This window comes from Desulfosarcina variabilis str. Montpellier (genome assembly GCF_048565275.1).
Taxonomy (GTDB): domain Bacteria; phylum Desulfobacterota; class Desulfobacteria; order Desulfobacterales; family Desulfosarcinaceae; genus Desulfosarcina; species Desulfosarcina variabilis.
Map to the genome: position 1 here is coordinate 4,655,398 of NZ_CP159846.1, position 15,103 is coordinate 4,670,500.

Here is a 15,103-nt window from a genome sequence, read left to right on the forward strand (position 1 = left end):
GAAGTCAGCGTTTATCAAGCAAGGATTCCAGATCAGCGATTTTTTTCTCCAGATCCGCAATCTTTTTTTTCATCTCAGGCAGGTTGGGAATAACGCGTTGAACTCTCAACCAGGTTCTGTGCGGCATGGATGGCGAACCAGACGAGACCACCTGACCATCTTCGATATCTTTGCCGACCCCGGTCATGGGGCCAACGGTAACATGGTTACCAATGGTTAGATGACCGGATATCCCGGCTTGACCGGCCAGGATGGCATGATGACCAATCTGGGTGCTGCCGGCGATCCCGACCTGGGCAACAATCAGGCTGTCTTCACCGACAACCACATTATGGGCGATATGAACCAAGTTGTCTGTTTTTACCCCGCGTTTAATCCATGTTCGTCCAAAGGTTGCCCGATCAATGGTGTTGCCGGCACCGATCTCCACGTCATCATCAATCTGGACAATTCCGATTTGTGGTATTTTGTGATGCTTTCCATCGTCTTGTACAAACCCATACCCATCACTGCCGATCACCGTGCCTGGATGAATCGTTACCCGATTGCCGATACGGCAGCCGTTCATGATGGTCACATTGGGAAAAATGACCGTCTCGTCACCAATGATCACATCATTGCCAATATAAACGCCATGGTGGATAAACGTGTGGGTACCGATGGCGGACCTGTCGCCAATGCTTGCAAAGGGGCCGATATACACATTGTCCGTCAATTGAACGTCAGTGCCAATCCACGCACGATCGTCAATTTTGGCTACCGGCCGATGCTCTGGCTGAAACAGGCCAACAACCTTGGCAAAAGCCAGTTGCGGATTATCAGTGACGATCAGGTTTAGATCAGATCGCGAAGCGATTGCCTGGGGGACAATAACGGCTCCGGCATTAACGCTTACGATGTTTTTCAGATACTTGCTTCCAGCGGCAAAGGTAATCTGATCTGAGGTGGCCATCTCAAAGGGGGCAACCCCACAAATGCGTTTTTCCGCGTGACCGGAAAGCTGGCCCCCGACGATATCGGCAATTTGCTTGAGTGAGTATTCAACCTTCACGTTAGTGTCCTACTTGTTCTTATTGGTTTTTTGTTTTTGTATAACTTGCATTATATCTTTTCACTACCTCGTCCGTAATGTCAATGGTACTCGGAGAATAAAGAACTGCAGATTTGTCAATAACTACTAAATAGCCCTCCGACTTTCCAATTTCAGCGATGATTTTTTGGCTTTGTTTGACAAGGTCACCCATCAAGCGTTTGTTCATCTCTTGAAGTTCTGCTTCGTATTTTTTCTGAAGCATCTTGATGTCGTTTACTTTAATCCTGAATTCGCGATCTTTCTCCTCGCGCATTTCTTTACTCATAACCAGTGATTCCCGGTCCATGCGCTTTTTCAGCTCTTTTATTTCTGACTCTTTTTCTTTGAGCTCGCCTTCCATTTGTTCGTATTGGGCAGATATTTTGGCTTTGATGGTCTTGCCGGCTTCAGACCCCTCAATCACACGTTTGAAATCAACCACACCAATTTTTGCCACATCGGCACCCAAACCGACTTCTACGAAAACCAACAAAGCGATAAAGAAAAAAACAAACCACTTGCCAGATAAACGCATATTATCCCCTTTCATTTTTATACCTGTCGAACTATTCAGGCACCCTTTAACATTGTTTCAAAAAAATGATAAACGTGTTTGTTAACGGATTTATCAAATAGCCTCTGAGAAAAAAACGGATTTGCAGGAACAATCCGTGCTAAAATGCGGCCCCCATGGTAAATTCCCAGTTCGCATGAGAGTTTTCTCCTTCCTTGGGATCAAGGATATGGCCGGCCTCAATTCGAATGGGGCCAATGGGAGAGTACCAGCGCAGACCATATCCGGCACAATGGCGCAGTGTACCAAGCGCAATGGATTCGTCAGGCGCGAATACATTTCCGGTGTCATAGAAAATAACCCCCACAATTCCGATATCCTTGAGCAGCGGGTAGGTGAGTTCAAAATTGAACTGGACATATTTTTCGCCGCCTTCTTCCGAATCCTCGCCGTCACTGTTTGTGGTTTTAATGTTCACATCCTGAAAATCAAACCCACGTAAGGAATTCATGCCACCCAGATAAAACTTTTCATAATCCGGTAAGATGTAGCCACTTCTTTCCTCGACATGTCCGGCTTCACCGTGCAGAAAGCTGACCAAGCCTTTATAGACCGGGATATACCATCCCAGTTCGCCAACAATTTTATGGTATCCGATATCACTGCCCAAGCCGGCGAACGTATAGGACAAACGGTGATCCTGGCCTTCCGTGGTGTTGAATACCTTGTCCCTTGAATCATAGCTTAACGTGGTGGTGATGGCGCTGGTATCGTGTTTCCCTTTCAGGTCCTTGATGTTGTCCGAGGCGTTATCATCGATATCATCAAGGGTCGTGACATCATAGCGGTAAGAAAGGCCGAGCCAGGTGTAATCGAAAATCCGGTAACTGACACCGCCGCCGCCGCCCATGCTGGTTTTATCGTATGTATCATATTCGCGCCTTGTACGATAAATATTGGCCGTCCCGCGAAGCGGAATGTCAAACATCCACGGCTCGGTAAAACTCAGGTTATAAAGATCTGACGTGCCGCCCACCTGTCCGCTGAGTTTGATGATTTGTCCTCTTCCAAACAGATTTTTCTCGGTAATGGAACCGGTAACAAACAACTTATCGACTGTGCTGTAACCTGCCCCAAAGGTGAAATTGCCGGTGGGTTTTTCAACGACTTCAATATTGACATCCATTGTATCGTCGCTGCCGCCTCTGGGGGTGTCCACCTTTATATCCTCAAAGTAATCCAGTCGATGCAGGTTGCGTACGCTGCGTTTGAGCTCCCGGCCGCTGTAAAGCGCTTGTTCGTGAATACGCAGTTCCCTGCGGATAACCTTGTCACGGGTGCGGGTGTTGCCGGAAATATTGATGGATTCAAAATACACTTTGCTATGTTTATTAATGCGATAGGTGATATCCACCAGGTGGGTGTCTGGGTGCTCCTTGGTCAGCGGTACGATCTCCACGTAGGCATAGCCCGCATCTTCGTAGATATCCGTCAAGGCGAGAACATCCTTGCGAACGGTTTCTTGGTTGAAAAAGGGCTCCTTGACAATGCCCAATGCGGGCATCAGGCGGTCCTTGGAATGGATCAGGTCGCCATCCACGTCCATGGTGCCGACTTTGAATCGTTCCCCTTCGTCAATCTTAAAGGTGATATAAATCCATTTGTCTTCGAAATCGACAATCGGGTCGGCAACTTTGGCATGGATAAATCCGGTGGTATGATAAAAGGCCATCAGCCGCTGGACGTCCTGGCTGAGATCCTCCCGATTCAACTCACCGGAAGAGGTCAGCCAGGACCAAAATCCTTTTTCGGATGTGCTGATCCATTTTTTCAGTTTTTTATCGCTAAAGGTCGTGTTGCCCTGAAAGGTAATTGTTTTGATTTTGATCTTTTCGCCTTCTTCAATGACGAATTCAATATCGGCCTGGTTGTTTTCCAAATCATGGACGGCGTAGCTGATTTTGATATTGTGGTAGTTTTTCTCCTTGTACATGATTTGAAGCTGTTCGATGTTGGATTTAATCGTGAAGATATTCAAAATGGATCCTGTACTGATCGTCATATTTTCTCTGAGTTCTTCATCTTTGAATACCTGATTGCCCGAAAAAGAGATCCTGCGAATGGTCGGTTTTTCTTTGACATGAAAAACAATGGCTTTACCGCCATCGGTGTCTTCCGCTTCCACGCGGATGTCATCGAAATACCCCATCTTATGAATATTCTTCAAATCATTGGAAAGTTCACCGACACGCAGGATGTCACCGGCTTTTGTGCGGATGACCCGTTCGATAGCATCGGATTCAATACGCCTGTTCCCTTCAATACGGACATGGGTGATCAATTCTCTATGAAACAGCTGTCTGGCCAATTTTTCCGCTGTTTTTTGGGTGACCATTCTGAGGCTTTCCATGCCCGTTGCGGCTTCATAGACCGATTGGACCGGTTTGCCCCCCATGGTTTCCACCAAATTGGTATCAAGACTGATATGGTTGCCGATGCGTGTCATGCTTCCCCAGATAACACTATCCGCGCCAACATCGAGCCCCATCTGGCGAAGCGCATCTACATTCGATGATTGTGTTGCCACCTCATTTTTTTGGGCATCGTTTATTTCAAGCAACACCGCACCTTCGGATTCCAGGTGTTCACCAATGACTTTCGGAATATCCGTTTTGAGGTAGGACAGGTCTTGGTCGGCATGAATAGTAAAAGGCAAAACAAGCACTCGAACAGTACTCAACGCCGCAGTGGCGGTGCCTTGAAGGACCACAAAATAAAGTATCGATAGAATAACAGTATATCGCCTTAGCATTGGTTCTCCCTGGGCGAAAAATAGATTTTCGGTCAACCGGTACACATCTTCACAACGTCAGCAATTACGTCTTTAAGGGAACACCCCAACCCGTCACCTTTGAAAAACAGAAGCGTCCTTATCCCATTGCCCCACAAAAGCGTAGAAAAGACGGGAGGTCAATCAACTTCACAAAGTCCACCATTTAAAATCGTGACCCGTCTGGAAACCAGTGCTGCAAGTTCCATATTATGGGTGACCACGACCAATGCCATGCCCAATTCCACATTTAATTCCATTAACAAATTATGAATCAAATCGCTATTTTTACGATCCAGATTGCCGGTCGGTTCATCGGCCAGCAAAAGTGCCGGCCGCTGAACCAGCGCCCGCGCCAAGGCAACCCGCTGTTGCTCTCCACCGGACAGTTCCCCGGCACGATGATTCAGACGGTCTTTTAATCCGACCCGAACAAGAATCCTTTCGGCCGCTTGTTTGGCCGTTTTTTTCCCCACCCCATCGATCAGTGCCGGCATCATGGTATTTTCCAGGGCTGAGAATTCGGGCAAAAGGTGATGGAATTGAAAGACGAAACCGATGGTTTGGTTGCGAAAGCGGGCCAGCTTCGTATCATCCCATTCAAGCACATTTTTCCCTGCGTATTCCAATCGACCACTATCGGGCCGGTCCAGTGTCCCCAGAATATGGAGCAGGGTAGACTTGCCAATTCCCGAGGCACCCACAATACCCAAGGTTTCTTTGCTGTTCAGACTCAATGCCAGTCGGTCCAGTACCATGATATGGGCCCCGGTGTGGTCGTAACTTTTACTGAGATCACAGGCGCGTATCAATGGGGACGTGGAAGACACAGGATCAGACAAACGATTCTCCTTTGCCTTGCTTGAATGATTAGCCATGGCGGATGGCCTCGACCGGATTCACCCTGGCCGCCTGGCGCGCCGGATACAAAGTTGCCGCCAGACAGATCAGCAGCGCGCTGACTGCGATCAGAAGCACATCGAAAAGCTTCAGGTTGACCGGCAATGTAGTGATATAATAGACGTCGGCAGGAAGATGAACCAGACCGTAGCGCGCTTGCAGCGTGCATAGCCCCACCCCTGCCGATGTGCCAAGGGCGATACCCATCAAACCGATCATCAGGCCTTTGATAACAAAGATTCGACCGATTGATCGGGACGTTGCTCCCATGGCTTTCAAAATGGCGATATCCTTTCTTTTCTCCATCACCATCATGACCAGTGAACCGGCAATGTTGAACGCCGCCACCAACACAATCAATGCCTGAATGATGAACATGACTGTTTTTTCCAATCGTAGTGCCGAAAAAAGATTGCGATTGAGCTGTTTCCAGTCTTTGACGGAATAATCGCCATCGATGACGGATTCAATTTTGCCGGCAATCTGGCTTACGCGGTCGATGTTGTCGACACGGATTTCAATGCCACTGACGGAATCGGACATTTTGAGCATCCGCTGAGCCTGAATGAGGTCGACGAAACATAGGGTGCCATCAAATTCATACATGCCGGACGAAAATAGATCAACGACTTGAAACCTGACCATGGCGGGCATGTGACCAATGGGTGAAAGCATTCCGCGTGGGGAGATGATATAGACCGTGTCGCCACGGATTACCCCCAGGCTGGCTGCCAGTTCTTTCCCGATGATAATCCGGGGCAGTGACGGTTTTTTTTTGTGGTTTTGGGGCGTAGCTGTATCAGATGGTGATGCCAACAACTGCGTGTCCACACCGCTGATGCCGCTTGCATCAGCGGTGACTTGAACCCCTTTCATAACTGCACCCGCCACACGTGTATCCGTTCGCAGAACAACCTGGGTGGAAATGAACGCAGAAGCCGTTTCGATTCCCTTAGTGGGGGTAAGTTGACGAATAAGCCGCTGATAATTGTCAAAGTCTCCCGTTTTTTGGGTAATGACCATGTGCGGACGGATTCCCATGATCCGTTGTTTCAGATCAGACTCAAAGCCGGCCATGACAGCAATCACAACAATCAGGGCCATGACGCCCACCGAGACGCCGGCGATGGACAAGACGGTAATCAGTGAAATAAACGCCCGTTTTTGGCGCGTCCTTAGATAACGCCCAGATACAAACGTCACAAATGACATGGCATTACCTGACCTTATCGTGGCTTACGGTTGACGCGTGGCAGCAAGGATTAATTACCGACCTTTGGCTGTCATGCCCTTGGTTTCATATGAGGAAACAGGATGACTTCACGAATCGATGGGGAATCGGTCAACAGCATCGCCAGACGGTCGATTCCGATCCCTTGTCCTGCTGTTGGCGGCATACCATATTCCAGGGCTTCAATGTAGTCGTTGTCCATGAAATGGGCTTCGTTATCGCCGGCCTCGCGATCTTCCACCTGTTGTTGAAAACGACCGCGTTGATCTTCAGGATCATTGAGCTCTGAGAAGCCATTCGCAATTTCACGGCCGGCAATAAACAATTCAAACCGTTCAGTCAACTCGGGATATTTATCGTTTCTTCTGGAAAGTGGCGACACCTCGGCTGGATAATTGGTTATAAAGGTAGGTTGGATAAGTTTGGGCTCAACCAGGGCATCAAACAGTTTGGTGATGACTTTGCCTAAACGTCCGGTTTTGGTTAGCGCCACCCCTTTTGATTCGGCAAGCTCAAGCAAACGGGACTTGTCATTTAAAATTGACGGATCAATGCCACCGATCTCTTCCAAGGCATCGAAAAGGGAAATCCGTTTCCAGTTTCCGCCCAGTTCAATGGTGTTCTCCTGATAGGTTACAGTGGTGCTTCCATTCACTTTTTGAGCGATTTCAGCGAACAATTGCTCGGTCAATGCCATCAGATCCTCATATGTTGCATAGGCCTGATAGAACTCGAGCATGGTAAATTCCGGGTTGTGCTGGGTGGACACGCCTTCATTTCTGAAACTGCGATTGATTTCAAATACCCGCTCAAATCCTCCGACAACAAGGCGTTTGAGATAAAGTTCCGGTGCAATCCGCAGGTAAAGATCCATGTCCAGCGCATTATGATGCGTCACAAACGGGGTCGCTTCAGCGCCACCGGGGATCGGCTGCATCATCGGGGTTTCGACTTCCAAAAAATCCCGTGCCAAAAAAAAGGACCGCAGGGCCTGGATGATTTGACTGCGCTTGACAAATAGCTCCCGAACATCCGGATTCATGATCAAATCAATATATCGCTGACGGTAACGCTTCTCCGGATCTTTGAGACCATGAAATTTTTCAGGAAGGGGTCTGGTAGATTTGCAAAGCAGTTCCAATTGCATAGCCAGAATTGTCCATTCACCGGTTTTGGTGCGAAACAATGATCCGGTAATGCCGACAAAATCTCCCACATCAAGGCGCTTGAACAGTTGATAAACCGAGTCGCCGACTTTATCCTTACGCACATAGGCCTGCATCAGACCGGATCTATCCTTGAACCGGATAAATGCAGATTTCCCAAAACGGTTGATCGCCATCATCCGTCCGGCCACTGTGAATTCGGTTGCATCCTCATGCTGTTCTTCTGTCAGTCCGTTGATATGTTTATCAATATCTTTGATGGTATGATTGACAACGAAACCATTGGGAAACAAATTGATGCCTTCAGCATTGATTTCGGCTGCCTTTTGTTTTCGTTTGCTCAGCAAATCTTTTGCATCGTCCATGCTAACTCTCTCCGCTTCTCATAATTTTAGCGCTTGCGGTTGTATTCGTTTTTTCAAACAGGCCTTATTACCCGGACGTAAGATTCCGATGGTTTTTTTGGGCCCAGTGGAAAAATTGGTAAAAAAACATAAACCATTTTTGCTATCGCATTTAACTGAAGGTGTCAAGGATCGCCATTTTTTCCACTAATTTTCTACAGAATGTAAACGTTTTGCAGCGATGGCCCATGGATTTATCGAAGACCTTGCTTTTATTCGAGTTTAACGATAAACAGCATACCATGTTATCAAACCAACCTGTCTGTTTGAAAAAGGAGACCCGCCATGGCCAGGCGTTGCTGTCTTGAACGAAATACAACGGAAACGCAAATAAAAGTCGAATTGAATCTGGACGGTGAGGGGAAAAGCGATATCCATACTGGAATTCCCTTTTTCGATCATATGTTGCAGCTGTTTTGTGTTCACGGTCGATTTGATCTGAGCGTCAACGCCAAGGGTGATTTAGCGGTGGATTTTCATCATACGGTTGAAGACGTGGGGCTGGTTTTTGGAGACGCCGTTTCCCAAGCCCTTGCCGAGCGCGCGGGGATTCGCCGCTACGGTTTTGCTGTAACCCCGATGGATGATGCACTGGCCGAAGTCGCCATTGATCTGTCCAATCGCCCTTTTTTGGTTTTTCATCTGCCGCCTGTCGTTGAATCGGAGGGGCCGTTTCACAGAGGCATTGCCAAAGAATTTTTCAGGGCGTTTGCGGTAAAAGGGGGGATGAATCTACACATCAATGTGAAATACGGCGATAACGAACACCATATCCTTGAGGCCATTTATAAATCTGTTGGCCGTGGGCTCAAACAGGCGGTCTGCATTGATGTTGATGGTCGTGGTATTCGATCAACCAAAGGCGTTTTATAAACGGTCCGGCAATCCCTTTAAAACCGCATCCGCACCAACGCATAAGGCAGTCATGACAACATGTTGGCGAGCCTTTACCCGTTTTTGCATGCTTGCCGGACGGGACGGTTGAACACCAGTAATAAAAAAAAGAAAAAATTCAAGGAAAATAAGCATATACGCCGAAAGTTCAAATACGGATGCCAGAAATTATTGACAAATCAAAGCTCAAAGTGTAGGTTGAAAAATTTAAAAAAGGTTAGCCTTATGTACCAAATACATGCAATTACAGTTCAGATGCTCAGGCGCATATACCACCGCCAATCCGGCCCATAACCATTTTCTTGTTGAGAATGGCCAAGGTCCTACCGGAGCAAATTTGATCCCGAATCCATTTGAGATGGAGGCGGCACTCTTTGGCGGCATACATTCCTGACGACAAAATACTATCAATAAAAAACGCATCCGATATTGTTGATATCATATCGGAAAGTGTTGCCTTGCGTCGTACGGGCCGCAATTTTGTCGGTCTATGCCCTTTTCATGCCGAAAAGACCCCCTCCTTTACGGTGAGTCCGGACAAACAAATCTTTTATTGTTTCGGCTGTGGTGCCGGCGGCAATATTTTCAGCTTTGTTATGAAGCATGAGGGGCTCTCCTTCCCGGAGGCAGCCAGATCGCTGGCCAGGCGTTACGGAATCGATCTTCCCACCCGCAATCTCTCGCCGCACGAGAAAAAAAAGTTGACGGAGCGGGAAATGATACTAACGCTTAATAAAGAGGCCATGGCTTTTTACCAGGATTGCCTGATTCGTAAACCGGCAGGTCGTCATGGTATGGCTTACTTGCTGAAAAGGGGGATGAATAAAAGTACAATTGAAGATTACAAACTAGGATTTGCCCCAGAGGGGTGGGACCATTTGCTGCGATACATTCGCTCCCGTAAAAAGCCACTTGACCTGGCATTAAAAGCGGGACTGATTATCCCGCGAAAGTCTGGGAGCGGCTTTTATGATCGTTTCCGTAACCGGATCACCTTTCCCATTTTCGATGGGCAGAATCAACTGCTGGGATTTGGTGGACGCGTCATGGACGATGCGCTGCCAAAATATCTGAACAGTCCGGATACACCTGTATATAACAAGAGCCATTCGCTGTACGGTCTGCATTGCGCCCGTCAGCAGTGCCGTAAAACCCGGACGGTGTATGTGGTCGAAGGGTACTTTGATCTCTTGGCCATGCATCAGTTTGGCATGCAAAATACGGTGGCCACATTGGGGACGGCGTTAACCGCATCCCATGTACAGATGTTGAAGGGATATGTCGGTTCCCAGGGAAAGGCAATTTTGGTTTATGATTCGGATCAGGCGGGAGTCAAAGCGGCTCAACGAAGTGTAACCGTTTTTCAAAAAGGCCTTCTGGAAGCGCGTATTTTGGTGCTTCCCAAAGGGCATGATCCAGATTCCTTTTTGATGGCCCATGGCCCTGAGAAATTTTTACTGGCGGCTGAAAAGGCCATGCATATGATGACGTTCATGGTGGAAACCGCCGTGGAGAAATACGGGCTTGGCATTGATGGTAAGGTGCGTATTGTCAATGACCTGAAATCGGCGCTGTTGGCCATCGATGATCCGGTTGCGCGGTCATTACAGGTCAAGTATTTGGCAGAAAGGATCGATGTAAAAGAATCGGCTATTTTGCAAAAGGTTCGACAGCCAATTCAAAATCGGACACGGCTGCCGGACGATCATAGACAGAAAAGGGGAACCAACGCCACGCCCGTACGCGGTGAAACCTATCGACTGGAACAGAAGATGGTGACCATGATGCTTCAGTTCCCTGAAATGGTCGAAGTGATCGCACAGCGACAACTAATGGACAATTTTACGGATCCATTGCTGGCAGATGTTGGGCGGGGAATCATCGAAAATCTCGGAAAAGCAGGTGGGGATGTGGCTAGTTTGCTATCCCAATGGGACGAGCCTGAAAGAAAAGCCGCGGTTGCCAGGCTCTGCCTGGCGGATGAGCATTGGGATCGCAGTGGGTGTATGAACCTGATTAATCAATTTGAAAACAGCACCCGCCGCAGGGATAATGTGCTCTTGAAGCGTATTCAAGCGGCAGAAAAAAATGGAGATCAGGATCTTCTGGCCGAGCTTTTAAAACAAAAACAGCATCAGGCCTTGGAGCGAATGGGGAAAAAAGGCGGCCATTAAGGTTGGTCGTCTTTCAGGATACCGTGTACGATTGATGAATTGAGTAACATCCTGCTTTGTTTCAGGAGGCATAGGGAATGACCAAAGAATCCGATGAAAAACGTGAGCGGACAATAATGCAGACGCAACAAACAACAGTCAAGAAAAAGGCTGGAAGCGGTGGCAAGTCTGCTGCTGATATGGTCAGGAAGACCACAAAATCGGAAAAGTTAAAAGGCGCGATCAAAAAGAATGATCAGAAGGCGATCAAAGCCCTCATTGAAAAGGGCAAGGAGCAGGGATCGTTGACCTATGATGAGATCAACGAAGCCCTGCCCAACGAGATGATGTCTTCGGAAATGATCGACGATACATTGATGATGTTCGATGACATGGACATCGAAATCATCGAGAACGAAGATGGGGCGGCCAGAAAAGATCAGGCTCCTGAAAAAAAAGAAACCCTCAACAAGGCGGTGACGGTATCAGATTTCGGATCTGTGACCGACCCGGTCAAGATGTACCTTCGCGAGATGGGGATGGTCACCTTGCTCAGCCGTGAAGGGGAAGTCGAAATCGCCAAAAAAATCGAAGAGGGTGAACAGGACGTACTCAAGGCCCTTTTGGAAACATCCTTGGGGGTGAAATACATCCTTGATTTTGGAGATTTGATCGAAAAAGGGGCCCTGCGGCCAAAGCACGTTCTGCGCGATGTGGATGAAGGCGATGCTTACGTGGATGAAATGGTGCAGATTGATAATTTCCTGGGTACCATTGCTGATATCCGCGACGTGAACAATGAAAATCAACAATATCGTGAGCGCATGTTCACCGAAAACATGGAACCCGACGAGGCCCGTCGGGTCCGGCGCTGCATTATGCGGCGTAACAATAAAATTTTTGAGCTGCTTAAAGGGTGGCGGCTTGAGGGCGGGGTGATCGACCGTATCGAAGCCCATATTCGGCAACTGATTGATTGGTTTGATTCCCAGAACCGACTGATTGCCATGACGGCTGATGCGCTGGGGGTAACCATAAGGGATTTGCGCGATAATCTGTCGTCAAGGGATGCGTTTTTGCAATGGGCCGTGTCCCAGTCCAGCCTGGACGAAGAATCATTGGGCCTTATTTACGACCATTTGAAATCCATAACCGATGAACTGGTTGAAAAAGAAAACGATTTTAAAGCCAATAACCGTAATCTGAAAAGAGTGATGGCCAGTGTCGATGAAGGGCGCCTGCGAGCAAAATTTGCCAAAAGCGAATTGATTCGGGCCAATTTACGATTGGTGGTGAGTATTGCCAAAAAATACACCAACCGCGGACTGCAGTTTTTGGATCTCATTCAGGAAGGCAATATCGGCCTGATGAAGGCGGTCGACAAGTTTGAGTACCGCAGGGGGTATAAATTCAGTACCTATGCGACGTGGTGGATTCGTCAGGCCATTACCCGTGCCATTGCCGATCAAGCCCGTACCATCCGCATTCCCGTACACATGATCGAGACGATCAACAAGCTGATTCGTACCTCTCGCTATCTGGTCCAAGAGTTCGGACGGGAGCCCAGGCCGGAAGAAATAGCTGAAAAAATGGAAATTCCCATCGACAAGGTTCGCAAGGTGCTCAAGATTGCCAGAGAGCCCATTAGTCTGGAAACCCCCATCGGCGAAGAAGAAGATAGTCATCTTGGTGATTTTATTGAGGATAAGAAATTTATGCTGCCGTCCGAAGCAGCGGTCAGCATGAATCTGGCTGAGCAAACACGCAAAGTGCTGGCGACACTGACACCACGTGAGGAAAAAGTTCTGCGGATGCGTTTCGGCATCGGTGAAAAGGCCGATCATACGCTGGAGGAAGTGGGCCAAGATTTCACGGTGACCCGCGAGCGAATCCGCCAGATCGAGGCCAAAGCGTTAAGGAAGCTTCGGCACCCGACACGCAGTCGTAAACTGAAAAGCTTTATCGATAGTTAAACACAGACATATTTGGCATTCATTTGCTTGACAAGTCACGTTAACGAGAGTAGGTAAACGATCGCAATTGATGATTTAGTCCACTTATTGGATTACCAACAATTTTCAAAGATTGTTTAAAAAAATACTACGGGCCCATAGCTCAGTTGGCAGAGCCACCGGCTCATAACCGGTCGGTCCCTGGTTCGATCCCAGGTGGGCCCACTTTAACACCCAGATTCAGTGCCGTTGTCCTGGTATTTCGGCAGGGACACACATCGTTTGGCACTGCCGGGGAAAATAAGACGAAACGGCGTGGTGAATATTTTTTAGCTACCGCGCCTTTTTTGTACCCGAGCTGAGTGTTTCAAATTTTGGATTTAACCATATGGTTAGCCGCGCCGGAAGGGGGGAGGGGATGACAGGTGACGTTGCTGAATTTATCCGTGTTCTTGATCGGATCGCACCCGTTCATCTGGCCGAATCGTGGGATAATGTCGGTCTTCAGCTTGGAAGCCGTCAATGGCCGGTAAAAAAGATCTGGACGTCCCTTGATCCCTTGGTAGAGGTCGTGGACCAGGCATGTGCAAACCATGTCGATTTATTGGTTACCCACCATCCACTGTTTTTTAAGGCGATCAAGCGCATTGATTGTCAAACTGCTTTGGGGCGCATTATTCAAAAGGCCTTGTCATGCCAGTTAGCCATTTACAGCGCTCACACCAATTTAGACAGCGCTGTCGGCGGGGTGAATGATGTCTTGGCGTCGCGCATCGGATTGAGTGATTTGTGCGTGCTTGCTCAGCCGGCAAAGGCCGATCGATCCAATAACGATACGGGATTGGGACGGGTGGGCACGCTGCCGGCGTCCATTCGCCTGGGCACCCTTGCCGAACAACTAAAAAAGTCGCTGAACATCGGGAGTCTGAAAGTGGTCGGAAACCTGGATCAACAGGTCAACACTGTTGCTGTATGCTCTGGCAGTGGCGGTAGCCTCTTGGATGCCGCGCTGGCGTCGGGGGCACAGGTCTACGTGAGTGGTGATTTGGGATATCATACCGCCAGGGATGCCCAGCAGGCCAGCATTGGTTTGATTGACATCGGCCATTTTGGGTCCGAACGATTGGTTGTCGATGCACTGGCCGCATCCATTCGCGATGTGAGCCAGACGCGGGGCCTGGATGTAACGGTGGAGGCTGCGACCATTGAGACCGACCCATTTCATCAGCTTTAATACGGGGGACTTTTAAAGAGATGGATATTCAGGGGCAGATTAGGATCTTAGTCGCTCTGCAGGGTGTTGAATCCGAAATTCTCAAAACCGAGCGGCAAATTTTTGCATTGAAGGATGAGGCCTCCTCTCTTGGCCAGGCTTCTGCCGAGCACGAAACACAGGTGGCCGCAGAAAAAAAGGCGCTGGACGAACTGAAGAAAACCTACCGTGAGCTCGAATCAGAATCCAAAGATAATGCCGCAAAAATCGAAAAAAGCAATGAGAAGCTCAGGGCTGTTAAGACCAACAAGGAATATCAATCGACCCTGAAAGAGATTGAGGAGATTCAAAAAAAGAACTCAGGCATTGAAGACCGCATGATTGAGCTGCTTGACCAACTGGAATCCCAGGAGGCGGTTGTCAAGCAGAAAGAAACGCAATTGGCTCAGTTTGTTCAGACTTGTAACGAAAAAAAGGTTATCATTACAGGTCGTATTGATCAGCAAGCGCAGGCCGTTGGGCAGCTACAGGAAAAAAAGGCGCAGATCCAAGCCAGTGCGGATCCGAAAATCATAACGATTTTGGACGATGTGAAGACGAAAGTGCGGGGGATGGCCGTGGTTCCCGTTGAACAGGAAGTGTGCATGGGATGCCACCTGAATATCCCTGCGCAATTGTACAATGAATTGCGACGGTATGATGAAGTTCGCTTTTGTCCACATTGCCATCGAATCATTTACTGGAAAGAAAAAGACAAGGATAGTGATTAGCGGT

At 48.3% G+C, this 15,103-nt stretch carries 11 protein-coding genes and 1 tRNA gene; 6 read left to right on the forward strand and 6 right to left on the reverse strand.

The features are described from left to right. Positions 1–4: 4 nt before the first annotated feature. From lpxD to lysS, 6 genes are all read right to left on the reverse strand, one after another. On the reverse strand, positions 5–1,051 hold the full coding sequence (gene lpxD / locus Dvar_RS21010; RefSeq protein ID WP_419663912.1) for a UDP-3-O-(3-hydroxymyristoyl)glucosamine N-acyltransferase: 1,047 nt from the start codon (positions 1,049–1,051) through the stop codon (positions 5–7). Between the two features lie 19 nt (positions 1,052–1,070). Then, positions 1,071–1,622, reverse strand: a complete 552-nt coding sequence (locus tag Dvar_RS21015; protein WP_419663913.1) for an OmpH family outer membrane protein — start codon at positions 1,620–1,622, stop codon at positions 1,071–1,073. 124 nt (positions 1,623–1,746) lie between these two features. After that, a complete protein-coding gene (gene bamA / locus Dvar_RS21020; protein WP_419663914.1) occupies positions 1,747–4,398 on the reverse strand; it encodes an outer membrane protein assembly factor BamA in 2,652 nt (883 codons plus the stop codon). Between the two features lie 158 nt (positions 4,399–4,556). Further along, positions 4,557–5,258: an ABC transporter ATP-binding protein gene (locus Dvar_RS21025; RefSeq protein WP_419663915.1), complete on the reverse strand. Its 702-nt coding sequence runs from the start codon at positions 5,256–5,258 to the stop codon at positions 4,557–4,559. A 28-nt stretch (positions 5,259–5,286) separates the two neighbouring features. Further along, on the reverse strand, positions 5,287–6,528 hold the full coding sequence (locus Dvar_RS21030) for a lipoprotein-releasing ABC transporter permease subunit (protein WP_419663916.1): 1,242 nt from the start codon (positions 6,526–6,528) through the stop codon (positions 5,287–5,289). Between the two features lie 71 nt (positions 6,529–6,599). Beyond that, entirely contained in the window at positions 6,600–8,078 is a 1,479-nt protein-coding gene (gene lysS / locus Dvar_RS21035) for a lysine--tRNA ligase (RefSeq protein ID WP_419663917.1), read from the reverse strand. Positions 8,079–8,402: 324 nt separating this feature from the next. Between lysS and hisB the strand changes: the two genes are divergently transcribed. The 6 genes from hisB (at position 8,403) to Dvar_RS21065 (ending at position 15,099) form a co-directional block, all read left to right on the forward strand. Further along, the gene (gene hisB, locus Dvar_RS21040) at positions 8,403–8,990 is read left to right on the forward strand and encodes an imidazoleglycerol-phosphate dehydratase HisB (protein ID WP_419663918.1); all 588 of its coding nucleotides are present in this window, start codon (positions 8,403–8,405) and stop codon (positions 8,988–8,990) included. 395 nt (positions 8,991–9,385) lie between these two features. Then, positions 9,386–11,185, forward strand: a complete 1,800-nt coding sequence (dnaG, locus tag Dvar_RS21045) for a DNA primase (RefSeq protein WP_419663919.1) — start codon at positions 9,386–9,388, stop codon at positions 11,183–11,185. Between the two features lie 179 nt (positions 11,186–11,364). Then, a complete protein-coding gene (gene rpoD, locus Dvar_RS21050) occupies positions 11,365–13,137 on the forward strand; it encodes an RNA polymerase sigma factor RpoD (protein WP_419664141.1) in 1,773 nt (590 codons plus the stop codon). A 131-nt stretch (positions 13,138–13,268) separates the two neighbouring features. After that, a tRNA-Ile gene (locus tag Dvar_RS21055) sits at positions 13,269–13,341 on the forward strand. A 193-nt stretch (positions 13,342–13,534) separates the two neighbouring features. After that, positions 13,535–14,350, forward strand: a complete 816-nt coding sequence (locus tag Dvar_RS21060; protein WP_419663920.1) for a Nif3-like dinuclear metal center hexameric protein — start codon at positions 13,535–13,537, stop codon at positions 14,348–14,350. 20 nt (positions 14,351–14,370) lie between these two features. Next, complete coding sequence (locus Dvar_RS21065) at positions 14,371–15,099, forward strand: zinc ribbon domain-containing protein (protein WP_419663921.1); 729 nt, start codon at positions 14,371–14,373, stop codon at positions 15,097–15,099. Positions 15,100–15,103: the final 4 nt, after the last annotated feature.

Excerpts from the sequence above, each read along its gene's own strand:
- Dvar_RS21015 (WP_419663913.1), bottom strand. The coding sequence starts at position 1,622 with ATGAAAGGGGATAATATGCGTTTATCTGGCAAGTGGTTTGTTTTTTTC.
- bamA (WP_419663914.1), bottom strand. The coding sequence starts at position 4,398 with ATGCTAAGGCGATATACTGTTATTCTATCGATACTTTATTTTGTGGTC.
- Dvar_RS21030 (WP_419663916.1), bottom strand. The coding sequence starts at position 6,528 with ATGTCATTTGTGACGTTTGTATCTGGGCGTTATCTAAGGACGCGCCAA.
- lysS (WP_419663917.1), bottom strand. The coding sequence starts at position 8,078 with ATGGACGATGCAAAAGATTTGCTGAGCAAACGAAAACAAAAGGCAGCC.
- hisB (WP_419663918.1), top strand. The coding sequence starts at position 8,403 with ATGGCCAGGCGTTGCTGTCTTGAACGAAATACAACGGAAACGCAAATA.
- rpoD (WP_419664141.1), top strand. The coding sequence starts at position 11,365 with ATGGTCAGGAAGACCACAAAATCGGAAAAGTTAAAAGGCGCGATCAAA.
- Dvar_RS21060 (WP_419663920.1), top strand. The coding sequence starts at position 13,535 with ATGACAGGTGACGTTGCTGAATTTATCCGTGTTCTTGATCGGATCGCA.
- Dvar_RS21065 (WP_419663921.1), top strand. The coding sequence starts at position 14,371 with ATGGATATTCAGGGGCAGATTAGGATCTTAGTCGCTCTGCAGGGTGTT.